The 22844-nt window shown below is 61.1% G+C and carries 24 protein-coding genes, 4 tRNA genes and 1 riboswitch; of the genes, 15 read left to right on the plus strand and 13 right to left on the minus strand.

Annotation, left to right across the window (positions count from 1 at the left end):
• Window positions 1-864, minus strand: a complete 864-nt coding sequence (gene purU, locus AACH39_RS06430) for a formyltetrahydrofolate deformylase (protein ID WP_338621143.1) — start codon at window positions 862-864, stop codon at window positions 1-3.
• Between the two features lie 57 nt (window positions 865-921).
• Entirely contained in the window at window positions 922-1779 is an 858-nt protein-coding gene (folD, locus tag AACH39_RS06435) for a bifunctional methylenetetrahydrofolate dehydrogenase/methenyltetrahydrofolate cyclohydrolase FolD (protein ID WP_215781826.1), read from the minus strand.
• 115 nt (window positions 1780-1894) lie between these two features.
• Here folD and AACH39_RS06440 point away from each other — a divergent pair.
• From AACH39_RS06440 to AACH39_RS06470, 7 genes are all read left to right on the plus strand, one after another.
• Window positions 1895-1971, plus strand: a tRNA-Pro gene (locus AACH39_RS06440).
• Window positions 1972-1989: 18 nt separating this feature from the next.
• Window positions 1990-2066 (plus strand) — tRNA-Arg (locus AACH39_RS06445).
• Window positions 2067-2093: 27 nt separating this feature from the next.
• Window positions 2094-2169: transfer RNA gene (locus AACH39_RS06450), tRNA-His, on the plus strand.
• Between the two features lie 46 nt (window positions 2170-2215).
• Window positions 2216-2291 (plus strand) — tRNA-His (locus AACH39_RS06455).
• Window positions 2292-2533: 242 nt separating this feature from the next.
• Entirely contained in the window at window positions 2534-3196 is a 663-nt protein-coding gene (locus AACH39_RS06460) for a GntR family transcriptional regulator (protein ID WP_252346187.1), read from the plus strand.
• A gap of 138 nt (window positions 3197-3334) precedes the next feature.
• Window positions 3335-3823: a winged helix-turn-helix transcriptional regulator gene (locus AACH39_RS06465; RefSeq protein ID WP_215781824.1), complete on the plus strand. Its 489-nt coding sequence runs from the start codon at window positions 3335-3337 to the stop codon at window positions 3821-3823.
• Between the two features lie 7 nt (window positions 3824-3830).
• Window positions 3831-4310 carry a YbaK/EbsC family protein gene (locus AACH39_RS06470; RefSeq protein WP_215781823.1) on the plus strand — a complete coding sequence of 160 codons (480 nt, stop codon included), beginning with the start codon at window positions 3831-3833 and terminating at the stop codon, window positions 4308-4310.
• On the opposite strand, the gene AACH39_RS06475 is transcribed toward AACH39_RS06470, so the two are convergent.
• The 4 genes from AACH39_RS06475 to AACH39_RS06490 are packed head-to-tail and all read right to left on the minus strand — an operon-like array spanning window position 4273 to window position 8403.
• Window positions 4273-4848, minus strand: a complete 576-nt coding sequence (locus AACH39_RS06475) for a GNAT family N-acetyltransferase (protein ID WP_215781822.1) — start codon at window positions 4846-4848, stop codon at window positions 4273-4275. The genes AACH39_RS06470 and AACH39_RS06475 overlap by 38 nt on opposite strands.
• Window positions 4849-4894: 46 nt before the next feature.
• A complete protein-coding gene (locus tag AACH39_RS06480; RefSeq protein WP_338621144.1) occupies window positions 4895-5872 on the minus strand; it encodes an ABC transporter ATP-binding protein in 978 nt (325 codons plus the stop codon).
• Window positions 5856-7388: an iron ABC transporter permease gene (locus tag AACH39_RS06485; protein ID WP_215781820.1), complete on the minus strand. Its 1533-nt coding sequence runs from the start codon at window positions 7386-7388 to the stop codon at window positions 5856-5858. Before AACH39_RS06485 ends, AACH39_RS06480 begins: the two co-directional genes overlap by 17 nt.
• Window position 7389: 1 nt before the next feature.
• Window positions 7390-8403, minus strand: a complete 1014-nt coding sequence (locus AACH39_RS06490; RefSeq protein WP_338621145.1) for a thiamine ABC transporter substrate-binding protein — start codon at window positions 8401-8403, stop codon at window positions 7390-7392.
• 39 nt (window positions 8404-8442) lie between these two features.
• Window positions 8443-8550: riboswitch (TPP riboswitch) on the minus strand.
• Between the two features lie 172 nt (window positions 8551-8722).
• On the opposite strand from AACH39_RS06490, the gene AACH39_RS06495 reads away from it, so the two are divergent.
• Window positions 8723-9580: a hypothetical protein gene (locus tag AACH39_RS06495; protein WP_215781819.1), complete on the plus strand. Its 858-nt coding sequence runs from the start codon at window positions 8723-8725 to the stop codon at window positions 9578-9580.
• Window positions 9581-9592: 12 nt separating this feature from the next.
• Here AACH39_RS06495 and AACH39_RS06500 read toward each other — a convergent pair whose 3' ends face one another.
• A complete protein-coding gene (locus AACH39_RS06500; protein WP_338621146.1) occupies window positions 9593-10504 on the minus strand; it encodes a DMT family transporter in 912 nt (303 codons plus the stop codon).
• A 92-nt stretch (window positions 10505-10596) separates the two neighbouring features.
• Between AACH39_RS06500 and AACH39_RS06505 the strand changes: the two genes are divergently transcribed.
• Window positions 10597-11385 carry a helix-turn-helix transcriptional regulator gene (locus tag AACH39_RS06505; RefSeq protein ID WP_338621147.1) on the plus strand — a complete coding sequence of 263 codons (789 nt, stop codon included), beginning with the start codon at window positions 10597-10599 and terminating at the stop codon, window positions 11383-11385.
• Window positions 11386-11477: 92 nt separating this feature from the next.
• On the opposite strand, the gene arcD is transcribed toward AACH39_RS06505, so the two are convergent.
• Window positions 11478-12926 (minus strand): arginine-ornithine antiporter, encoded by a 1449-nt coding sequence (gene arcD / locus AACH39_RS06510; protein WP_215781816.1) that lies wholly within the window; start codon window positions 12924-12926, stop codon window positions 11478-11480.
• A 124-nt stretch (window positions 12927-13050) separates the two neighbouring features.
• On the opposite strand from arcD, the gene AACH39_RS06515 reads away from it, so the two are divergent.
• Entirely contained in the window at window positions 13051-13944 is an 894-nt protein-coding gene (locus AACH39_RS06515; RefSeq protein ID WP_338621148.1) for a LysR family transcriptional regulator ArgP, read from the plus strand.
• A 138-nt stretch (window positions 13945-14082) separates the two neighbouring features.
• Complete coding sequence (locus AACH39_RS06520) at window positions 14083-14478, plus strand: hypothetical protein (RefSeq protein ID WP_215781814.1); 396 nt, start codon at window positions 14083-14085, stop codon at window positions 14476-14478.
• Window positions 14479-14483: 5 nt separating this feature from the next.
• Here the strand turns inward: AACH39_RS06520 and AACH39_RS06525 are convergent, their stop codons facing one another.
• Entirely contained in the window at window positions 14484-15266 is a 783-nt protein-coding gene (locus tag AACH39_RS06525; RefSeq protein ID WP_215781813.1) for an SDR family oxidoreductase, read from the minus strand.
• Window positions 15267-15607: 341 nt separating this feature from the next.
• On the opposite strand from AACH39_RS06525, the gene AACH39_RS06530 reads away from it, so the two are divergent.
• Entirely contained in the window at window positions 15608-15805 is a 198-nt protein-coding gene (locus AACH39_RS06530) for a hypothetical protein (protein ID WP_215781812.1), read from the plus strand.
• Between the two features lie 11 nt (window positions 15806-15816).
• Here AACH39_RS06530 and AACH39_RS06535 read toward each other — a convergent pair whose 3' ends face one another.
• Complete coding sequence (locus AACH39_RS06535; protein ID WP_338621149.1) at window positions 15817-16539, minus strand: SDR family oxidoreductase; 723 nt, start codon at window positions 16537-16539, stop codon at window positions 15817-15819.
• A gap of 109 nt (window positions 16540-16648) precedes the next feature.
• On the opposite strand from AACH39_RS06535, the gene AACH39_RS06540 reads away from it, so the two are divergent.
• The gene (locus AACH39_RS06540; protein ID WP_215781810.1) at window positions 16649-17515 is read left to right on the plus strand and encodes a LysR family transcriptional regulator; all 867 of its coding nucleotides are present in this window, start codon (window positions 16649-16651) and stop codon (window positions 17513-17515) included.
• Here the strand turns inward: AACH39_RS06540 and AACH39_RS06545 are convergent.
• Together AACH39_RS06545 and AACH39_RS06550 are read right to left on the minus strand one after the other, a co-directional pair.
• The gene (locus tag AACH39_RS06545; RefSeq protein WP_215781809.1) at window positions 17482-17685 is read right to left on the minus strand and encodes a hypothetical protein; all 204 of its coding nucleotides are present in this window, start codon (window positions 17683-17685) and stop codon (window positions 17482-17484) included. The genes AACH39_RS06540 and AACH39_RS06545 overlap by 34 nt on opposite strands.
• A gap of 141 nt (window positions 17686-17826) precedes the next feature.
• Window positions 17827-18024 carry a hypothetical protein gene (locus AACH39_RS06550; RefSeq protein ID WP_215781808.1) on the minus strand — a complete coding sequence of 66 codons (198 nt, stop codon included), beginning with the start codon at window positions 18022-18024 and terminating at the stop codon, window positions 17827-17829.
• A gap of 110 nt (window positions 18025-18134) precedes the next feature.
• Between AACH39_RS06550 and AACH39_RS06555 the strand changes: the two genes are divergently transcribed.
• Window positions 18135-19658 (plus strand): PLP-dependent aminotransferase family protein, encoded by a 1524-nt coding sequence (locus AACH39_RS06555; RefSeq protein WP_215781807.1) that lies wholly within the window; start codon window positions 18135-18137, stop codon window positions 19656-19658.
• A gap of 93 nt (window positions 19659-19751) precedes the next feature.
• A complete protein-coding gene (locus AACH39_RS06560) occupies window positions 19752-20684 on the plus strand; it encodes a hypothetical protein (protein WP_215781805.1) in 933 nt (310 codons plus the stop codon).
• A 26-nt stretch (window positions 20685-20710) separates the two neighbouring features.
• Here the strand turns inward: AACH39_RS06560 and AACH39_RS06565 are convergent, their stop codons facing one another.
• The gene (locus tag AACH39_RS06565) at window positions 20711-22648 is read right to left on the minus strand and encodes a methyl-accepting chemotaxis protein (protein WP_338621150.1); all 1938 of its coding nucleotides are present in this window, start codon (window positions 22646-22648) and stop codon (window positions 20711-20713) included.
• Between the last annotated feature and the right edge of the window lie 196 nt (window positions 22649-22844).

The following is a 22844-nucleotide window of genomic DNA, read 5'->3' on the forward strand; positions in this document are numbered from 1 at the left end:
TCAATCAAAAATGACCGTCTTGTTGCCATAGGACAGGATGCGATAGTCCAGATGCCAGCGTACGGCACGGGACAGCACCACCTTCTCCAGATCGCGTCCCTTCTGGATCAGATCGTCGACATCATCGCGATGGGAAATGCGCGTGACCTCCTGCTCGATGATCGGCCCGTCATCCAGCACCTCGGTCACATAGTGGCTGGTGGCACCAATCAGCTTGACACCACGGGCAAAGGCCCGATGGTAAGGCTTGGCGCCATCGAAAGCCGGCAGGAAGCTGTGATGAATGTTGATCACCCGGTTGCGGTAGCGTGCGACAAAGGCCGGCGACAACACCTGCATGTAGCGGGCCAGCACGATCAGGTCGACACCGGCCTCATCCAGCAACTGCCACTGCGCGGCCTCGGCCTCGGCCTTGTTGTCCTTGTTCACCGGAATCACATGGAAGGGAATACCGTTGAATTCGGCCAGTTTTCGGCAATCTTCATGGTTGGCAATGATCAGCGGGATGTCGCAGTTCAGCTCGCCGATACGCCAGCGATGCAGCAGATCCGCCAGACAGTGCTCGTAATGAGACACCATGATGGCCATGCGCGGCTTGCGTGCCGACAGCGAGACACTCCAGGACATATTGTGCTCGGAGGCAATCGGCTGGAAGGCGGCGGCAAAATCATCCATCGGCAAGGTAAAACCATCCAGCGACCATTCAACCCGCATCAGGAACAACTGTTCGCTGTCATCCTGGTGCTGGTCGGCATGCATGATGCTGGCGTTGTAGGTCATCAGGAAATTGGCAATCGCCGCCACCAGGCCCTTTTTGTCGGGGCAGCTGATCAGCAGGATGGCGGAAGGTTTGGCATGACTCATGTATTCGGATCTCTTTGTCTTTTATCAATTTATAGATAGGTGAACCCGGACGGACGACTAGACCGGGTCGCGCCGGCTGGCCGCATCCAGGGTATTTTGCATCAGGCTGGCAATGGTCATCGGCCCCACCCCGCCCGGTACCGGGGTAATGAAGGCCGCCCGCTCGCTGGCGGCGACAAAATCGACATCGCCGCACAGACTGCCATCTTCACGATAATTAATACCAACATCCATCACGACCGCACCAGGCTTGACCCACTCGCCGCGAATCAGACCCGGCTGGCCGGCGGCAACCACCAGAATGTCGGCCCGCGCCACTTCGGCGGCCAGATCGGTTGTCGCGCTGTGGCAGACCGTCACGGTGGCCCGCGCCAGCAGCAACTCCAGCGCCATCGGCCGGCCGACAATATTGGAAGCCCCCACCACCACGGCATGCTTGCCCGCCGGTTCAATCCGGTAGTGGGCCAGCAGGGTCATGACCCCGCGCGGGGTACAGGGACGCAATACCGGCATCTTCATCGCCAGACGACCGATATTGTAGGGATGAAAACCGTCCACATCCTTGGCCGGATCAATCCGCTCCAGCACGGTTTCGGCATCGAGATGGCCGGGCAGCGGCAATTGCACCAGGATGCCATCGACCTGCTCATCCGCATTGAGCTGATCCATCAGGGCCAGCAGCTCGGACTGGGAAACCGTCGCCGGCAAATCATGGCCAAACGACTGGATGCCGGTGCGCTCGCAAGCCCGCTTCTTGCCCCGAACGTAGGAGGCAGAGGCAGGGTCATCCCCCACCAGCACGAAGGCAATGCCCGGCACCCGTTTGCCGGCCGACCGCCGTGCTTCCACCCCCTGGCGGACCTGATCAATCAACTGCTCTGCGACGGCCTTGCCGTCTATACGCTGTGCCGCCATATCTGATCCTGAAAACTCACCGGGGAAAGATATCCATTTTCGCATTTTTATCCCCCCGTGCTCAACGGGTATTGACACAAGATGACTCGATCCGTATAGTTGCTGGCTCTGTAGTCGGGGCGTAGCGCAGCCCGGTAGCGCACCTGGTTTGGGACCAGGTGGTCGTGAGTTCGAATCCCACCGCCCCGACCAGAACGAGCCTGACGGTACGTGCCCGTAGCTCAACCGGATAGAGCACCGGCCTTCTAAGCCGGGGGTTACAGGTTCGAGTCCTGTCGGGCGCGCCAGAAGATGGCAACAAGCAGCAAACAGTGGTGGATGTAGCTCAGTTGGTAGAGTCCCGGATTGTGATTCCGGTTGTCGTGGGTTCGAGTCCCATCATCCACCCCAGCATTACCGCAGCAAGCAGGCCCAAAGCCTGTACAACCGATCAGTGGTGGATGTAGCTCAGTTGGTAGAGTCCCGGATTGTGATTCCGGTTGTCGTGGGTTCGAGTCCCATCATCCACCCCAGAATACCGAAGACCCCGCTCCTTAGCGGGGTTTTTCATTTTCCGCCCCGCCTCGGCCATGGACAGGCATAAGCAGGCAAATAACGACACTTTCCAGCGTCAAACCGCCCTTTCCCCGGTTTTTTTCATCTTTTTGCCACTTTTCCCAGTGGCTCTCTTGTCGGACAGCTGAAACGCCGTATATTCTGTTGCCATAAAACATATTCTTTTCGATTGACCGACAGCGCCCTTTAAATGAACACCATGCAGCCGATCAAGCGCCAAACCCTGACCAGTGCCGTCACGGAATCACTGCGCCAGCGCATCCTCTCCGGCGAATTTGCCGATGGACAGCAATTACGTCAGGAAGCACTCTCCAACGAGTACGGCGTCAGTCGGGTACCGGTGCGCGAGGCACTGCGCCAGCTCGAGGCCGAAGGCCTGATCCAGATCATCGACCACAAGGGTGCCCTGGTGACCAAGCTGTCCTTCGATGACATCCGGGAACTGCTCGACATCCGCGCCCTGCTGGAAAGCGAACTGCTGCGCAACTCTGTGCCGCAACAAAGCCAGAGTGACCTGCAGCTGGCCGAGCAAACACTGCAGGAATTCGAACTGGCCCTCAAGAACAATGACATCCGTCACTGGGGTGAGCTCAATGCCCGCTTCCACATGGCGCTGTATCGCAGCGCACGACGTCCGAACACCCAGGCGCTGATCGAGCAGCTGCACAACAAGACAGATCGCTACACCCGCATGCAGATCCTGTTCACCCAGACCATGGAGCAGGCCCACACCGAGCACACCCGGCTGCTGGAACTGTGCCGGGCCGGCAAGGCTGACGAAGCGGCAGAGTTCATCCGCTTCCACATCCTGTCGGCGGAAAACGCACTGGAATCGGTCCTGCAAGCTCAGCACAACGCATGAAACGACCAGGCTTTTTTGGCAGGGAAATGGCCAAAACAAAGTCATTTCAAGTAGTATATTGATTATAGAGCAGTGCTTTTGCCCTAATTTTGGCAAATTATCAATATATTCATCCACATCAGGGGGTGCAGCGTACACATGAGAAAGAAGACCACTGCCGAGCGGATCTTTGACAAGGTCGACCTGAAAATCCTGCAGCTGCTGCAAAGCAATGGCCGCATTTCGCTCACCGACCTGGCCGAGAAGGTTGGTCTCTCCACCACCCCCTGTACCGAACGGGTACGCCGGCTGGAACGCGAGGGCGTGATCGAGGGCTACCATGCCCGGCTCAACCCGCACATGCTCAACGCCAGCCTGCTGGTTTTCGTGGAAATCAAACTGTCCGCCAAATCCGGTGACATCTTCGATGCCTTCCGCCACGAAGTGCAAAACATTCCGGAAATTCTCGAATGCCACCTGGTCTCGGGCGAGTTCGACTACCTGATCAAGGCCCGCATTCCCGACATGTCGATGTACCGCGAACTGCTGGGCAACATCCTGCTCAAGCTGCCCGCAGCCAATGAGTCGCGCAGCTACGTGGTCATGGAAGAAATCAAGGAAACCCTGGCGCTGGCGCTGCAGGAGTAGACGATCAATGAGCCTGGAAAGCGTCCGCGCCGAATTTGCACGCCGTCAGATCGAATTGCCGATCATCGAACTGACGACCAGCACCGCCACCGTCGCACTGGCGGCAGAAGCGCACGGCGTGGAACCGGGCCGTATTGCCAAAACCCTGGCCTTCCGGCTGGGCGACGGTCGCGTGGTACTGCTGGTCGCCCGGGGCGATGCCCGCATCGACAACCGCCTGTTCAAGGCAGCATTCGGCAAAGGCAAGATGCTCGGCGCCCATGAGGTCGAAACACTGACCGGCCATCCGGTCGGCGGCGTCTGCCCCTTCGGGCTGGCCCAGCCCCTGCCGGTCTATCTGGATACCTCGTTGCAGGATTTCGAAGAAGTCATGCCGGCCGCCGGTGGCACCCATACCGCGGTACGGGTCTCGCCGGCCCGACTGCAGCAGATTGTAGACGGCACCTGGGTTACGGTGTGTCAGTTGGCGCCGCAGCCAGCGGACTGAGCAGACAGTAGCTGTCCAGATCCCAGTATTGCCCTTGCCAGAACACCAGGCCCAGACGCTGCCCTTCCCGCACAAAGCCCGCCCGTGACAAAGTGGCCACCGACGCGGCATTCTGCGGAAAAACCAGCGCCTGCACCCGATGCATCTTCACCCCCAGCCCTCCGGTCCAGGCCCAGGCCAGCAGCGGCGCCATGGCCTCGCTCATCAGCCCCTGATGCCAGAAGTCGGGGTGCAGGGCATAACTGATCCCGACGTTGTGCCATTGCAGGTTGATGCCATCAAAACTGAACGTGCCGATGCACTCGCCGCTCGCCTTGTGCCGCAGCAGCCAGGTCACCCCCAGATTGAGCTGGCGCATCTGCGCCTGCACATCCAGCCAATAGCGCGCCTGCGCCGGTTCCGTCATGCAATCCTGACCAAACAGCCGACTGACATCCGGATGCGAATACAGATGAAAAATCGCCTGCTGTTCGCTGCCGTCCAATGGCAGCAACTGCAGGCGAGGCGTATCAAAAGAGGGGATGGCGGACGTTGTCATGCCGCTCAGGCTAGCATCAGCCTCGGTAAAACCGCATGACAAAGCATTAATAATTGTAATCGGCTGCCGTGCTCACCCTGCTGAAACGCAGGCGCCGAGACTCATCAATCTGCAAACCAATCTCGCTGCCGGGCTGAAGTGAAGCGCCGAGCGCCGCCAGCTCGCGACCAGACAGACTCATGATGTAATGCTGCCCGGCCTGATTCAGGGTCAGACGCACCCCCTCCGCCTGTGGCATCACACTGACGATGCAAGCATCCCGACCCTGGGCATCCAGCTGCAAGGCTGCCGCCGGCAGCGCCCAGTCCGGCCCGACATTCTCAAAACCAATAAAGCGGGCCACCCAGCTGTCGACCGGCGAGGACAACAAGCTGGCCGGGGCGGCACACTGCAGGATCTGTCCCTCATGCAGCAGCGCAATACGATCCGCCATGGCAAAGGCCTCCTGACGATCATGCGTCACCAGCACGGCACTCATGCCCAGATCGCGGATACGCTGACGGAACTCGGCCTGCAAGGCCAGCCGCAAGTGGGCATCCAGGCTGGAAAACGGCTCATCCAGCAACAACAGCCGTGGCTCGGTCACCAGAGCGCGCGCCAGCGCCACCCGCTGCGCCTCGCCGCCGGACAACTGCCCGACCGGTCGCCGCTCATAGCCGGCCAGCCCCACCGTCGCCAGCAGACCGGCGGCACGCTGTCGCGCCTCGGCGCGCGGCACTCGCCGCTCGACCAGCCCGAAACAGACGTTCTCCAGCACATTCAAATGCGGGAACAAGGCAAAATCCTGAAACATCAGCGCAAAATGCCGCGCCTCGGGCGCCACGCCGCCCAGATCCTCCCCGGCAAAACGGATCGATCCGGCATCCGGCTGCACCAGACCGGCAATCAGCTTGAGCAAGGTGCTCTTGCCACAGCCGGAAGGCCCCAGCAAGGCCACAATCTCTCCCTGCCCGACGGTCAGAGACAAGTCGCGGGCCGGCCACTGCGAGCCAAAACGCTTCGAAACCTTATCGATGATCAGCATGCCCAGCCTCCTCGCGCTGCCATTCAATCAATACAAACGCCAGCATGGCCAGCCCCATCAACAGGCAGGACAGCACCAGAGCACTCTCCTGATTCAAGTCCCCCGGGCGCCCCAGACGTTGATAGATCAGCGTCGTCAGGGTCATCCACTCCGGGCGGGACAGAAACAGCGTGACGGCAAATTCGCCCAGCGCCGTCGCGGCGGCAAAAGCCATGCCGCGACGCAATGCCGGCGCCGCCAGCGGCAGCAACACACGCCAGACCACGCGCCACGGCGAAGCCCCCAGCGAACGGGCAGCCTGGGGCAAATGTGCCGGAACGGCATCCAGTGTCGCCGACAAACCGCGGGCGATGAAGGGATAGGCCAGCAGCGTATACGCCCCCAGCAACATCACCAGACTGGCACTCAATCCGGGATACAGCAGCAAGAGACCAAAGGCGACACAGACAGGCGACACCGCATAGGGCAGGAAGGCCAGCGCCCCCAGCAAAACACTGCGACGGGCGGCAAAGGCGTGTGCCAGACCGAACAGGCAGGCACCCAGCAGAGCCAGCAGGGTGAAGCGCGCCGTATTGTACAAAGCCCGCCAGACCTCCGGCTCGGTCAGCACCTGCCAGGCGGCTCCCGCCGTCAGCGCCCGCCAGGCAATCGCCGCCAGCGGCGCCAGGGCCAGCAAGCCCAGCAACACAAAGGACAGGCACAGCAGGCCATATTGCCAGGCATCCCCCGCCGCCACGCGCGCCTGCGGCTCACCCCGCAGCGGACGCGCCAGCACCCGCTCCAGCCAGGCATAGGCCAGTGCTGCCAGCCCGGTGGCCAGCAACACCGTCAGCGCCAGCGAACTGGCATCGGTCAGATTCAGCTCATAGGCCACCAGGGTATAAATCTCCACCTCCACGGTGGCGTAATGCTGCCCACCGAGCAGCAAGGCCAGCCCAAAGCCGGAAAAGCAATAGAGAAAAACCAGACACAGCGCAGAACAAATCCAGGGCATGGCACCGGGCAGCTCAATGCGCCAGAACACCCGCCAGGGGCTGGCGCCGAGCGAGCGCGCCGCCTGCAAACGATGCGCCGGCAGACGGGCAAACCCTTCCTGGGCTGCACGCACCATCAGCGGCAAGTTGTAAAACAGATTGCCATACAGCAACAGCCAGGGCGTGTCCTGGCCATGCAGGCCGGTCAGCCCCTGCGGCCCGAACAGGGCCAGCACCCCCATGGCGGCCACCAGGGTCGGCATGACAAAGGGCAACATGCCCAGCCGGATCAGCCAGCGACGGCCGGCAAACTCCAGACGTGCCAGCGTCCAGGCCACCGGTACGCCGAACAGCAGGGCCAGCAGACAGGTCAGCAGCGCCTGCCCGGCAGACCAGAGCAAACGCCAGCGATAATAAGGATCGGACAAAAAGGCCAGCGACAACGCGCCGGCCCCTTCGGCGATCAGCCGCCCCAGTGGCAGGACCACCAGCGCGGCCAACAGGGCCAGCGGCAACCACGCCAGCCAACGCATGGAACGCATCTTATTTGAGTACCACCTGAGTCCAGCGCTTGATCCAGCCTTGCCCCTTATTGCGGAGCGTTTCAGCCGACGGCGTCTGGTGTGCGGCAGGCTCGTTGGCATAGGAGAACACCGGGGCCTGCGGCGTACCGCTCATCACCGGATACATCCACATGGTCGTCTGCAGATCCTGCTGCACGGGTGCCGAACGCAGGAAGGCGATGAACTTCTCCGCCGCCGCACGCGCCTGACCGCCCTTGATCAGGCCGGCACCTTCCACTTGCTGATACACGGCACCAGACAACGGCAGGGTCGCCACCGGCGACTCGGTCAATTTGACTTTACTGAAAGCCACTTCTGCCGCCGGATCGGTCGCATAGCTCAGCACGATCGGCCGGCTGCCGCCGTTGTGGGAAAACTCGGTGTTATAGGCGGCGCTCCAGTCATTCACCACTTTGAGACCGTTCTGGCGCAGCTTGCCCCAGAAGGCAAAAGCCTTGTCCTCGCCGAGGGCACCGATGGTGGCATACAGGAAACCTTGACCGGTACTGGACGTTGCCGGGTTTTCCACGACCAGCAGATCGCGATAGGCCGGCAGGGTCAGATCGTCCAGCGACTTTGGCAACGCCAGCTTGCTCTTGGCAAACCAGGCCTTGTCATACACCAGGGTGACATAACCGTAATCGGTGCTCACCAGACCATCCGGCAAGCTGTAACGTGCCTTGCGACCATCGGATTTCAGCGTCAGCGGCTCGATCACCCCGGCCTTGGCCGCCTTGCCCACCAGCGAATTGTCCAGACCGAACACCACATCGGCGATCGGATTGGCGCGGGTGAGAATCAGCTTGTTGAGCATTTCGCCGGCATCACCGCCCTTGATCAGCTGAACCTTGATACCCGTCTGCTTTTCAAAGTCCGCCAGCAGCGGTTTGGACACATCGAAGGAACTGTGGGTGATGACACGAAGATCGGCAGCCTGGGCACACAGCGCGGCGGCACAGAGGGAAACGGCGAGGCAAACTTGGCGCAACTTCATTCGGACACTCTCCAAAAGGCGCGGGAGCGTGGCCGCAGCGAACTGTGCCGATCACGCTCCCTACGCTGGTACGAACCAGATCAGGTAATCAGGGTATTTCTCAGCCGACAAGCCCCTGAATGGACGTCGGCACCCCCGGTGACAGTACGTCATTATACATGTTGTGACGAAGAAGCTGGCATCCTTGACCACGGCCATCCGCCAGCTTGTTTTGCGCCAAATCCAACGTCATAGGCATTTTGTTTGCAAATTGCTTTGTAACAGTTCATTTTTAATGCAGGATAGAGCCCTTGAAGCACACGAGCGACGCAGCACTGGCATGACCACTACCCTTGGCAGACCTTCGGCGATGACCCAACCCGCATCCGAACATGTCGCGGCACAAGCCGCCAGCGCAACGGAAATAAAGGCACCGGAAAGCGATACCGCACTGGCCAACATCGCCATGCCGCTGGGGGAGTCGATTATCAAGTTGCAGCGAGACAGCAGCGTCCTGCTGTACGGCATCCTGCAGCGCAATCGTGCCGTCACCCAGCAATCGGACTTTTTCCGCGTGCAATGCCGCGGTTATGCCATCAACCAAAACGGCAGCTGGGGCGCATTTCCGGAAGACGAGGCGCGCTTTCACGCCAGCCGCAACTGTGCCTGGGTCCGCGTCGACCACCCGAGCCGCTCGATCACCTTTGGCCCCAAGGCGGGCATCCTGATCACCGACACCCTGCAGGGGGCCGGGCTGGATGACTTCTTGTTCGCGGCCGTCATCGCCTGGGTCAAGGGGACCTATCCGGAATACAGTGCCAGCCCCGGCATGCTGATGATTCAGGCCGGTACCAGCGAGTCGGAAAGACTGCACAAACAGGCCTTCTTCGCCAAGCAGGGCTTCGATTTCGAATGGAGCGACGAGCAACAGCGCTCCGGTCTGTATTACAAAGACAAGGTCAACCGGCTGATTGGTGTCTGCGAAAGCACCATGATTGCCGAATTCGGCGGCGAGGCCATTTTGCAGACCCTGATCAAGCAGGACCAGGATCGGCACGAACTGCAGCAACGCATGGAAAAAATCGAATCGCTGAACAACGCCGTGCACCAGGCGCTCGACAAGGAGCGCCATACCACCCAGGTGCTGGCCGTGGTGCTGGTCGTGGTGATGATCATCGGCCTGTGGGCGCTGTTGTAAACCGCGCGCCGCTCAGAGCGTTCGCAGCCTGACCGGGGCCATGCCCAGGGGCTGGCGCCAGGTCTGCACCAGCAACACCCCGCCCAGCACCAGCGCCCCACCCACCAGGTGATACGCGTGCAATGATTCGCCCAGCAGCAGGCTGGCAATCGCCACCGTGATCACCGGCATCAGATTCATCAGCGCGGCCGTACGTTGCGGCCCCAGCGCCTGCACCCCGGCCAGCCACAACATCGGCGCCAGCAACGATGCCGGCAAGCCGGCATACAACACCAGCGGCAGGGCGACCAGACGGACACCGGGAGCACCGGCCGCCAGGTAATACACCAGCAGGAACCCCACCGCGCACCAGATTTGCAGGCACAGCGAGGCCCAGCGATTCAGTGCGATCGGCCAGCGCTTGAGCAAAACGCTGTAGGCGGCATAGGCCAGGCAGGCCAGCAGCATGATGCCATCGCCCGGCGCCACCCCCAGCCGCAGCAAGCCCGCCGGATGGCCATGGCTGAGCAGATAGACCAGTCCCACCAGCGACAGGACACCGCCGACCAGATCGCCACGCGTCACCCGCTCGCCCAGCCAGAGGACCGACAGCGCCACCGTCAGCAGCGGCAACGTGGCCTGCAGCAAGCCCATATTGGTCGCCGTGGTGGTTTTGGCCGCCAGGTAGGCCAGACACTGGTAAGCCACCATGCCCAGGAACCCCAGCAAGACCAATTGCCCGGCATGACGGCGGATCAGCACCCGCTGCGCCAGCCAGTCGCGCCAGACAAAGGGGGTCATGCACAGCGCAGCGATCAGCCAGCGATAAAACGAAATCGCCGCGGCATCAATGCTGCCGGCCGACAACTTCGACACGATGGTATTGCCACCCCAGATCAGCACCGCCAGCAAGGGCAGCACATAGTGTCGGGAAGAAACGCGCATAAGAAATATCCGTCATCACAATGACAGTATTGTCGGCCAGACTGATTCAAGGGATATAATGCAAACCAGACAATCCATACCGAAAGCCTGCCATGCCGGCCAGCAGCGTGCTGTTTCCGCCTGACCTGACGACCCTGCCCTATCCGGTCTATCTGCGACTCAATGAATTTGCCACCAATGACCGCTTTCTCAGCCATCGCCACCCCTGGGGCCAGCTCAGCTATTCCGCCAGCGGCGTGATGGCACTGACCATCGATGGCCGACCATTTCTGGCGCCACCACAATATGGCCTGTGGACGCCGCCGGATCATGAACACGATGCCCACACCCTGCAAGGCGGCCGCCATCATTCGGTCTATATCGATGCCGACTACTGCCGGGATCTGCCGACACAACCCTGTGCCCTGCAACTGGGGCCGATCCTCAAGGCGATTCTGGAAGACTTTGCCGCACGCGGACTCAACGTGCCGCAAACCGGGGCCGACCGGCGTCTGACCGATGTACTGCTGGACCAGATGCAACTGGCACGGTGCTCAGACAGCTACCTGCCGGCCAGCAACGACCCCCTGCTGTCACGCCTGCTGAGCGCACTGCAACAAGCGCCGGGCAATAACGACACCCTGGCGCAATGGGCCGACCGGCTGCACAGCACCGAACGCACCCTGGCCAGACGCTTCCAGCGCGAACTGGGATTGAGCTTCAGCGAATGGCGACAACGCCTGAAATATCTGACCGCCTTATCGATGCTGGAGCAGAACCTGAGCGTGCAGCACATTGCCCTGGATCTCGGCTACAGCACCGCCTCGGCCTTCATCGCCATGTTCCAGCGACTGGCCGGCGTGTCACCGGACCAATACCGCCGCCAGCATCCGGCGCAGTAGGCAGACCATGCTCACGACACAAAAAAAGCCGCGGACTGTGCCGCGGCGAGGGAGCAAAACAACCTTCTTATGACGAACTGAAACCGACCCACTCAGCTCAGGCTGATCTTGCCCTGGGCCAGCATGAAGCAGGCGATCACACCCAGCACGGCCATGAACAGGGCCAGCGCTGCCTCGAAGCCCTTGAAGGGCTTTTCGCCACGTTCCCACTTGGCCCACCAGTAAAAGGCAATCCCCGGGGTATACAGAATCATCGACAGGAACAGGTATTTCAGTCCTGCTGCATAAATCAGCCAGACACAGTACCCCGTTGCCAGCACGCCGATCAGCATGTCGCGATTGCGCGCCCGGCTACCGGCGGGATACCCCTGGCCGCGCAGTGCCACCATCCAGGCATAGCCACCACACAGCAGATAAGGGATCAGCACCATCGAGGTGGCCAGCGACAGCAGGGCCAGGTAACCGGCCGAGCTATACAGCGTCACCAGCAACATCACCTGAATCAGACCATTGGTCAGCCACAGGGCATTGACCGGAGACTGATGGCGGTTGACCTTACCGAACATTTTCGGGAAGACCCCGTCACGCGCGCCCAGGTAAGGAATTTCAGCCGGCAGCATGGTCCAGGCCAGCAGCTCCCCCCCCACCGCAATGATCAGGCAGGCGTTGATCAGATCGGCCCCCCATGGCCCGACGACGTGCTGCAGCACACCGGCGGCAGACGGATTCTTCAGGCCGGCCAGCTGCGGCTGGCTCATGATGCCCAGCGACAGCACCGACACCGCCACCAGCAACGCCGAAGTCAGCAGGAAGCCCACCACGGTGGCACGACCGACATCGCTCTTCTTCAGTGCCCGGGTCGAATACACCGTGGCACCTTCAATACCGATATACACCCAGACCGTCACCAGCATTGAGCCCTTGACCTGGTCCAGCACCGAGCCCAGCTTGACGCTGCCCCAGAAGTCCATGGAAAACGTTTTGACCTGAAAGGCCAGGATCACCACGATGACAAACAGAATCAGCGGCAGAATGCGTGCAATGGTGGTCAGGATATTAACGAAGGCCGCCTCGTGCACGCCGCGCATCACGGTCCAGGTCAACAGCCACAGCAGAATGGACGATGCCAGGATCGACTGCCAGTTATTGCCATCGGCAAACAGGGCGAACGGTTTGAAGCCCGCCAGTGCCGAGAACATCACCACAAACAGCGACACATTGCCGACCCAGCCGGACATCCAGTAGCCCCAGGCCGAGTTGAAGCCCATGAAATCGCCAAAACCGGCACGGGCATAGCCATACACCCCGCCCTCGACATCCGGCTGACGATTCGACAGGTTCTGGAAGACCAGCGCCAGCATGAGCATGCCAAACAGCGTAATGCCCCAGGCAATCATCACGGCACCAGCACCGGAAGTCGCCGCCATATTCTGTGGCAGGGAAAGAATCCCGGCCCCCAACATTGAGCCCATCACCAGGGCGGTCAGTGCCACCAAGCCCAGCTTCTTGGCGCCACGATCTTGCGCTACGGCATCTGTCATTGTCTGACCCCTTATTTTGATTTTCTGGTCTCGCCGCAGTAAAACAGCGTCCTCTAATAATCTAAACGACTAATATACTTGTTGTACAATTCATAATTCTGGATATGGATTAGAGGCGCTAATCATGAGCCTGCGCATTGACTACAAACAGTTGGCCGCCCTGGATGCCGTGATCCGCGAACAAAGCTTCGACAAGGCGGCCCGCAGCCTGCACATCACCCAGTCCGCGGTCTCGCAGCGCCTGTCCCAGCTGGAACACAGTGTGGGGCAGCGCCTGCTGACACGGGCACAACCGATGGCACCGACGGCCCAGGGAGAACACTTGCTGCGCCATGTGCGCCAGGTCGCCTTGCTGGAAAGAGAACTGGAACATCGCATGAATGCCGATGCCGACAGCTATCAGGTGCTGGCGGTCGCGGTGAGTAATGACACCCTGGCCTGGTTTGTCCGCACCTGCATGCAATGGATGCCGTCAACACCACGCACCCTGCTGCAAGTCTATGTCGATGATGAGTCACGCACCCAGCAGATGATGCGCAACGGAACGGTACTGGGCTGCATCAGCCAGCACCCCACCGCCCTGCCCGGCGGGGAGGTCACCGAACTGGGAGCCATGCGCTTTTACTGCGTGGCGACGCCCGCGTTTGCCCGGCAACACTTCCCCCACGGCATGACCGATAGCGCGCTGGCGCGCGCGCCGGCAGTACTGGTCAGCCATGATGATCCGCTGCATTTCGACTTCCTGGCACAACAGCATCCGGACTTTGACGGCGTGTTTCCCTTTCACCTGATCCCGTCAATCAATGAGTTCGTCGATGTCATCACGGCCGGTGCCGGTTTTGGGCTGGTTTCCAGCCTGCTGATCGGCGAGCGGCTGAATCAGGGCGAGCTGGTCGACCTTTGCCCGGCAGCCCCCTTTCACCTGCCCTTGTTCTGGCACCGCTGGGCCATGCAGAGCACGCTGATCAGCCGGCTGACCGATTCGCTGATGGCCGAAGCGCGCCGCTTGCTCGACTGAGGCAGGCAAGCATCGCATTGACATCGGGCGGCGAGATGTTTACCCTGCCCCCTCGCTTTTTGTGGCCCCGCCGGATACCGGTTCCCGCCACAGGGAGCGCGAAGCCTTTCGCCAGAACCTTTCCCGATTCAAGCATCCATGCTCAGAAAGAAAAAAAGCACGCCGGCGCGTGCCTTGCTCATGCAATTGACCGATGAGGAATTTACCCTGCTGGCCGGTCCCTCGGTGGACAGCCAACTGCCGGTGGTATTCGACAATGGCGCCCGGTTCGGCCAGTTAATGGGCGAATGCCTGTTCTGCAAAACCCCGCTGCGCCGCCATGCCCTGCGTGGCCAGGTGACCCGTACCGCAGGCAATCTGTACGCCATCCGGGCCATCGGCATCTGCATCAGCTGCCGCAACCTCACCAAGTTCAATTACCGACTGAACGACAACCTGACCATCACCGAACCGGGCAGCGGCAAGATCATCAGCCAGAGCCTGCCCGCGACCGCTGAACCCAGGAAAAGCAGCCGCTTTTTCTCGGAAGACTAGGGTCCCTAGTCATTGCGCATCAGCTGAAAAGCCACCTTGCGCTGCCAGCTGCGCGGCATGAAACGGTTGAAGAACACCGTCAGGCGGTTGACCCACCCCGGCACCCGGGCCGCCCCCCGGCGACGCAACAGCGCCAGCGCCTGACGCACCACCTCAGGGCTCTGCATCATCACCAGCTTCTGGTACGGCGTGGCTCGCTGACCGGAGACGGCCAGAAACTGCGTCGCCGTGATGCCGGGCGCCACCACACTCACCGTCACGCCGTAGGGACGCAACTCCTCGTGCAGCGCCTCGCCCAGCAGCAGGACATAGGCCTTGCTGGCACTGTAGGCGGCATAAGTCGGCGTCGCCTGGTAAGCCCCGATGGACGACACCAGCAAGATCTCACCCTGCCCGCGTGCCACCATATCGGCCGCGTAGCAATGCGTCAGCTCGGTCAACGTGGAAATATTCAGTTGCAGCATGTCCTGCAGCCGCGGCAAAGGCTGGCGGTGAAACTCGCCATGCACACCAAACCCGGCATTGTTGACCAGGACATCAATCTGCCAGCCCAGCCGGTCTGTCTGCTGCTTGAGCGCAATCGCCGCGCCCGGTTGTCCCAGATCCTGCACCAGTACCTGCACATCGACCTGATAGCGCTGGCGCAGCTCATCTGCCAGGGCCTGCATCGGCGCTTCGCTGCGTGCCACCAGAACCAGCGCATTCCCCCTGGCCGCCAGTTGGCGTGCGAAGTCGGCCCCCAGACCGCTGGATGCGCCGGTAATCAAGGCGCGACGTGGTTGTGACATGGTAACTCTCCCCGATAATTAATTGACCGCTGGTCATTATTCAAACATGAAGCAGCCGATGGCGCCAGAGAACCGAAACGCGACCAGGCCGGTTTGTCTCGCTCTTGCCACAAACCTGTTTGAAATACAGCACATTAAGCTGCTCAAACCTGGGGGAACCGCCCGCGAGGATGGGGCACTGGGCACTCAAAATCTGACAGAAAAAAACAATAGATATGTCAGAAATATAGGAATCCGCCGATGGGACACGACGGACAGCTCCCGGATCATTGCCTGGTTATTCACAAAAACCGCACGCCACCTCAGGGGTAGCGTGCGGGCAATTGATTCTGGAGATTTCAATGACTGGAAAACATCAGCTCGGCGCGCAGATCCTGCGCTGGATCCACCACTTTCAGGCCGTGCGCGCCGCGCGTCATGCACACAGCGCAACCGGCGACGACTACGGCATGCCGCACGGGAACTGCCACTGCAGCTTCTGCGAAGAGTACCGGGATATCAAGGCTCGCAGTCAGGACGACTTGCCGCACAGCCACTGATCCGGGGGAGATCAGGCTGGCTGGCGTGTCGCCGCCAGGACGATTTCCCGAATGCAGACCTGCTGGGGTTGCTCGTAGGCAAAGCGAATGGTTTCCGCCACCGTCTGGGCATTCAGCACCCCGCCCATCTGCTGCTTCCACTCGTTGTAACCCTGCTTGATCGCCGCATCGGTCGTATGCCCGAGCAATTCGGTCTCGACGGCTCCCGGCGCGATGGTGATCACCCGAACAGCCTGCGCCGACACTTCTTCACGCAGATTCTCGCTGATGGCATGCACGGCAAACTTGGTGCCGCAATAAGCCACATGACTGGGGAAGGTCTTGCGCCCGGCAATCGAACTGATATTGATGATCGTGCCATGGCGTCGCGACACCATGCCGGCGAGCACTGCATGAATCCCGTTCAGCAAACCCTTCACATTCACATCCAGCATGGTCTGCCACTCTTGCGGATCCTGACCGGCCATACTGCCCAGCAGCATCACGCCGGCATTATTGATCAGCAAGTCTGCCGGACCATACAGCGCCTCGGCTTCCTGAACGGCACCGGCCAGGGCAGCGGCATCGGTCACATCCACGGCACGGCAAAGGGTTTGGGGCAAGGCCAGTTGCTGCAGACGCTCCAGTCGGCGCGCCAGCAGCAGCAGCGGGTAGCCGCGCTCGGACAGCAGGCGGGCCGTGGCTTCGCCGATACCCGAGCTGGCACCGGTAATGATGACGAGAGGCTTTTGCATGATGACTCCTGAAATAGATAAAGACGATAACAAAGAATGGAATGCAGTATAATTTAGCCAAAACAAGCTGAGAAATACTGTTTTTCTAGAACAGACATCGAAAATATCTATGGATATCCGCCAGCTCAAAGCCTTCATCGCCGTCTACGAAGAGCGCAATATCAGCAGCGCGGCACTGCGCCTGCACCTGAGCCAGCCAACCTTGTCCGTGACCATCCGGCAACTGGAAGCACGGCTGGGCACCACCCTGTTCCTGCGCCAGACCCGTGGCGTGGCGATCAGCGATGCCGCACGCCAGCTTTACCCGCGCGCGCGCAAACTGGTCGCCGATGCCGAGGCGCTGGATGGACTGTTTTGCGCGGACAGCGAGCCCTGCAAGCTGCTGACCCTGGGCATGGAGGGCGAACCGGGTCCGGCACAGATCGAATCCATCCTGCGACTGGCACACCGCAGCGACCCTTTGCTGCAACTGACGTTGCGGCAAGGCTGTCAGGGAGAAGCACGGCTGGCCCCCGAGAGCCTGCGCTGCGAGGAGGAGTTGTTTCTGCCTTTGTGGGAAGAGCCCTTCGTACTGGTGCTGCCCCATGACCACCCGCTGGCCAGCCGCGCGGCAATTGCCCATGCCGATCTGACCGGGGTGGACTGGATCGCCTGTCCCGGCCATGACTCCCATCCGGTGCTCATGGCCTGGTACAACCAGCCAGAGCATCAGGTGCCCTGCTTTGCCGCTCAGGCGGATAACTTCACCCTGGCCCTGTCACTGGTGGCCACCGGCATTGGCGTGGCGCTGCTGCCGCAATCTCTGGCGGCCGGGAGACCGGATCTGGCGCTGCGTCCCCTGACCGGAAATGCCCCTCATCGCCGTGTCGGACTTTGCTACAACGAAACGGCCAGAGCCAACCCGGCTCTGGCCGCACTGATCGATCAACTCAACGCACTGCCTCAATCGTCGTCGAACGAGATCGGCATGCACTGACTGCACTGCACCCCTTGCGGGCAAGAGCAAGCGACCGGCAAGGCTTTGGTACGTTGCATCACGGCCACGACACGCTTGTCATGCAAGGCCTCATTGATCTGCAGGCCCATGCCCCAATACCATCCCTGGCCCACCGCCTGACGCTGACGGCGAAATTTTTCTCCAATCATTCTGCTTTCTCCTTTTTCTTTATCCCGGAAAGCAGATACAGCCGGAAGGTTCTCTCCTCTGTTTTTTTAGACCTTCCGTTCCACCTGATCCTGTCCTGACCCGGCGGAGGCCGATCTGCCCGTCACAACGCTGCCCTGCCCTCAAACAGGCGGCAGTTTGGCAGCCCGGCGGGAAGACAGACACTGGCACATGCGCCATCCTCCCTGCCGATCCTGCAGGCCCTCGCCCAAAGCTTCGACATCGGGGCGAAAAGACCGACCGACATGGCTGACCATGCCGATGTACCACTGATTTAACAATAAGTTAGCCAGGCCACGGAATGCCAAGAATTTTTTCATTTTCGCGCTCCCCATGAATATTACTTGACGCTCAGTAAGCCTAAACGCATAGTGGATCACCAAGAAGCACCACTTATATGTTTTTACAATAGACCACTTCGCAGACCGCTATGCGTACCGTGAAAACCCTCGACATCCCGCTACTCGACAATCCCTCCCTGACCGGACTGACCCGTCAGGACCAGGTGTATCGCAGCCTGCGGCAGGCGATTCTCGAGGGACGCTTGCGCCGCGGCGTACAAGTCCCCTCCAGCCGCGAGCTGGCCAGCCGCTGGTCCCTGTCTCGCGGCACCATCGAGCAGGCCTACGAGCGTCTGGCGATCGAGGGCTATCTGGAGCGGCGCCAGGGTGCCGGCACCTTTGTGGCGGCACAGTTGCCCGAACACTTCCTGCTGCCCGACACGCCGTGCAAGGTGCGCAATAGCCCGACGTCTCCCGTACCGGACAGCAAGCCGGCCCCGCTGCCCGACACGCACGGCATGGCGCCCTGCGGGCCCGGCCCGGCACGCCAGGCATTCATCGCCCGCTCGGCAGACCCCTTGCTGCTGGATATGGCCAGGTGGCGCCAGCATCTGTCCCGGGCGACGCGCAGTATTGAGGTGGACGACATGCATCTGATGCAATTTGGCGGGCTGGCCCGCCTGCGCCAGGCGGTAGCCGTCTATGTGAAGGGCGTGCGCGGCATTGAGTGCCGGGCAGAAGATGTCGTGATTACTACCGGCATTCGCCAGGCCCTGAGCCTGGTGGCAGGACTGCTGCCGGCAGGCGCGCGCGTGGCGATCGAAGACCCGACCTATCGTCAGGCGCGGGAAATTTTTGAATCCCGCGGTCTGGCCCTGCAGCCGACCCCCGTCGATCAGGAGGGGATTCGCGTCGAGGCGCTGGGCAACACCCCCTGTGCCGCGGTCTATGTCACGCCGGCACACCAGTCTCCGCTGGGGTATACCCTGAGTGCATCCCGCCGGGCAGCCTTGCTGGACTGGGCCCGGCATCATGGCAGCCTGATCATCGAGGATGACTATGACAGCGAATACAACTATCTGAAATCGCCGCCACCGGCATTGAAATCCAGCGACAGCGCTGACCATGTGCTGTTCTGTGGCAGCTTCAACAAGCTGCTCTACACCTCTTTGCGTATCGGCTTCATGATCGTGCCGCAAAGCTGGCGGGCCGCGTTGATTCAGCGTCTGTATGCCACCGGCGCCCACCCCGGTCTGATCGAGCAGCAGGCCCTGGCCTCCATGATCGAATCCGGCGACCTGTACGCCCATATCCGCCAGGCGCGGCGCACCTATCAGCGTCGGCGCGACATCGTGATCCAGACATTGTCCCGCTGGATCGAACGCCCGCATCTGTCCGGCGAGCACTGCGGCTTTCATTTCGTGCTCTGGCTGCCGGCCTCGCTCAACGATCAGCAGATCGCCGCCGAATTGGCGGCACAGGGCCTGCCGGTTCGTGCCCTCTCCGCCCTGGCACTGCTTGACCGCTATCCGCCGGGGCTGCAGCTGGCCTTCGCCTCGATCTCCGATGACGTCCTGCGCGATGCCAGCAACCGACTGGGCGCGCATTTGCAGCGACATTGGCAGCAGAAACCTCAGCCTCGCCCGTGCCTGCAGGCCTCACAACTGGCCTGACAGCAAGGCAGGGGACGGCAGCATGGCCAGAGATTCACTCAAGATCATCGCCATTCGGCCGATAAACGATTGTCATCAGAATTTGTAAAAAATATGCTTATTCGTATTCTCTCCCAACCGATTGTCGTGTCGACCAGCCAAAGCAGCCGTACCACGACATCCGCGGAACCAGCCAAGACCGTCAACTCGGCCAGCCAGGATCAGGTCACCCTGAAGAGCGTGTTGGGTCAGACCATCTCGCAATGGGAAACGGCCATGGCCCAGTATCAGCAGGTGGCCAAGAAAAACCTGGCCACTTTGCAGCGCAGCAATCGCAGCAGCCGGCGCGCGGCGCTGGCACAACGTGCCGAGAATCTGAAACAGCGGGTCAAAGCCTTGCAGCAGATGATGAGCATGGCCTCATCCCATACCGCCAAAGGACTGGCGCAAGAGCTCTCCAGGCTGGCCAAGGAACTCAAGTCCCTGGCTTCCGAGCTGAAGTCACTCAGTGGCGGCAGTAGCGGCGGGGGCAGCCAGCCGATCAACTTCAGTGTGGCCGGCCAGACAGACGAAGGCAGTTCGGAGACAACAGACAGTGGCGACAGCACGGCGGACATCAGCAGTGCCAGCATCGACACCAGTCTGCCCGAGGTGACCAGCAATGTATCGGCCGATGCCGGGACGACCACAGAGGCCGGAACGGACAGCAGCGAAGCGGTCGACAGCAGCGGGCAGGACAAGACGGATGCGACGGTGAGCCATCAGGCGGGCAGCAACAGTGAGGCGGCGGCAGATGCCCAGGAAAAGATGGCGGATGCCAGTCTGGCCAACGCCCTGCAGGAGCTGGCCGCCAAGCTCAAGGGCATGCGCAATATGCTTAAGGCACTGGTACGCGAGCAGCCGGGCGGCAAGAAGCTGATGGACGACATTGACCGTGATTTCAACGATATCGACAAGGCGATGGCCGATATCAACGACAATACCAGCCAGGCCGAACTGACCGGCGATAGTGGCGGCAGTGGCGGGCAGATCGACGTCAGTGCCTGACGTCGGGCCGGCCCGCCGGCAGCCGTTTACAGCCTGAATCCGCCCACCACCTGCTCCAGCGTGCGCGACAGATCAGCCAGATGCACGATCACCTGGCTGGCCTGGCGGATTTCGACATCGCCCTGCTGCACCTGCACCGACATCTGTTCGGCATGGCGTGCCATGTCTTCGGTCGCACGCGACTGTTCGCTGGTGGCATCACGGATCTCGCCCGCCTGACGAATGACGGCCTGCATGCTCTGCTGAATGGCGGCAATGTGGCTCAGCGCGGCATCGACCAGCAACACCCCGCTCTGCACCGACTCATTGGTCTGTGCCACACCTTGCAGCGCCTGGGACGAGGCGTCGCGCATCGAAGACACAATCTGGTCAATTTCCACCGTGGCCTGGCTGGTGCGTTCGGCCAGCTTGCGTACCTCATCGGCCACCACAGCAAAGCCGCGACCCTGCTCCCCGGCACGCGCCGCCTCAATGGCGGCATTGAGTGCCAGCAGATTGGTCTGATCGGCAATATCCTTGATGACCCCGGCAATGCTGCCGACCTGCCCGGAGCGGGACTCCAGGTCGCCCACCAGCTGCGTCACCCCGTCCATGGACTGGGCGACCGTACCAATCTCGCCGGATACCTTGCGCACCGAGTCGGTACTCTGATCGGTCAACGCCCCGGCATCGGCAATGATCCCGGCGGTCGCATGGCTGCTCTGGGCAATATGAGAAATGCTGACCGTCATCTGTTCGATGGTGGCCGCCGTGGCTTCCGCCATGTCGGCATTGGCGCGCGACCCCTGCTCCAGCCGCACATTCATCTGGGACAACTGCTCGACACCGGCGCCCAGCAGCCGGGACTGATCGCGGACCCGCAGGAACATCGCGTGCAGTTGCGCCATGAAGGCATTGAAGGCCTCGGCCACCTGGCCAGACTCGTCGCCACTCTCCACCGGCAGGCGCATGGTCAGATCGCCGTGCCCGGAAGTCAGGGAGCGCATGGCGTCGCGCAGCTGGGCAATCGGCCGGGTAATGCTGCCCGATACGGTAAAAATCAGCAGCAGCGCGACCGCCAGCACCAGAACATCCAGCAGGGCCAGCCACAGCATGGTGTGGCTCAGGGCCCCATAGACTTCGTCTTCCGGAATCTGCACCACCACAAACCAGTTGGCACTCGGCAGGTAACTGGAAGCCACCACCATCGGACCATCCGGCCCGGTGAAATGCGCCAGATTGAAGGCGGTCTTGTTCAGCAGCCCGGCAGCAACGTCCGCCATGCCCGGCAGGCTGGCCATGGCGACTTTGTCCCCCACCTTGACCAGTGACGGGTCGCGATGAATCTGGATCTTGCCCTGATCATCCACCACGAACACCTGTCCCTTGTCGCCAACCGCCATCTTGCGGATGCGCTCGGCCATGGCGGTCACGTCAAAGCCCAGTGCGGCAATCGAACGATGGCCATGCGCGTCATGCGCCAGGACATCAACAAACATCATCACCTGACTCTTGCCGTCTTCAACCCCGAGGTTGAACTCGCTGTCTCGCCCACTGGCCAGAAAATCCTTGAACCATTTGTCGGCACCGTCCGGATGCACCTTGACCAGGAAGGTATCGCCATAATTGTTCAGCGTGGCTTCGGACGACCAGGAAATGATGCTGGCACCGGTCGCCTTCTTCACCTCGGCGGCATAGTGCTGGAAAGCCGGCACACCGCTGGCCGGCTCTCCGGCACTCAACCAGTCCAGCACATAGCTGTTGCGCGCCATCTGGCGGGTCTGGTGCAGCGGCAAGGCCACAGCCGCATCGATATCATTGCGGATGGCTTCCACCGTTTTGACCAGCTCGTGCTGCTCCAGCCGCTCGGTCAGCACACTGCGGAACAGATGCGCCGAGACCAGCGCCAGCACCAGCAGCGATGCCGTCAGGATCACCGCCACACTGATCAGGATTTTTTGTCTGATCGACCAATTCTTGAACATCCGGAAACTCCCCTCACAAACCCGGCAGGCCAGATTGGCGCCACCATTTTTCTTTATGTGAAGATATTATCGCATGATGTGTGCAAAACGGGCGTCCTGCAGAGAAAAACCCTCGCAGGCCAGGAGGGAGGCGCCTTGCCATGTCGGCAAAGCGGTTGTCGTCAACAGGCAATGCCATTAGCATGGCGGCACCAAG

Source organism: Paludibacterium flexuosum (genome assembly GCF_037076605.1).
In the GTDB taxonomy this organism is placed as follows: domain Bacteria; phylum Pseudomonadota; class Gammaproteobacteria; order Burkholderiales; family Chromobacteriaceae; genus Paludibacterium.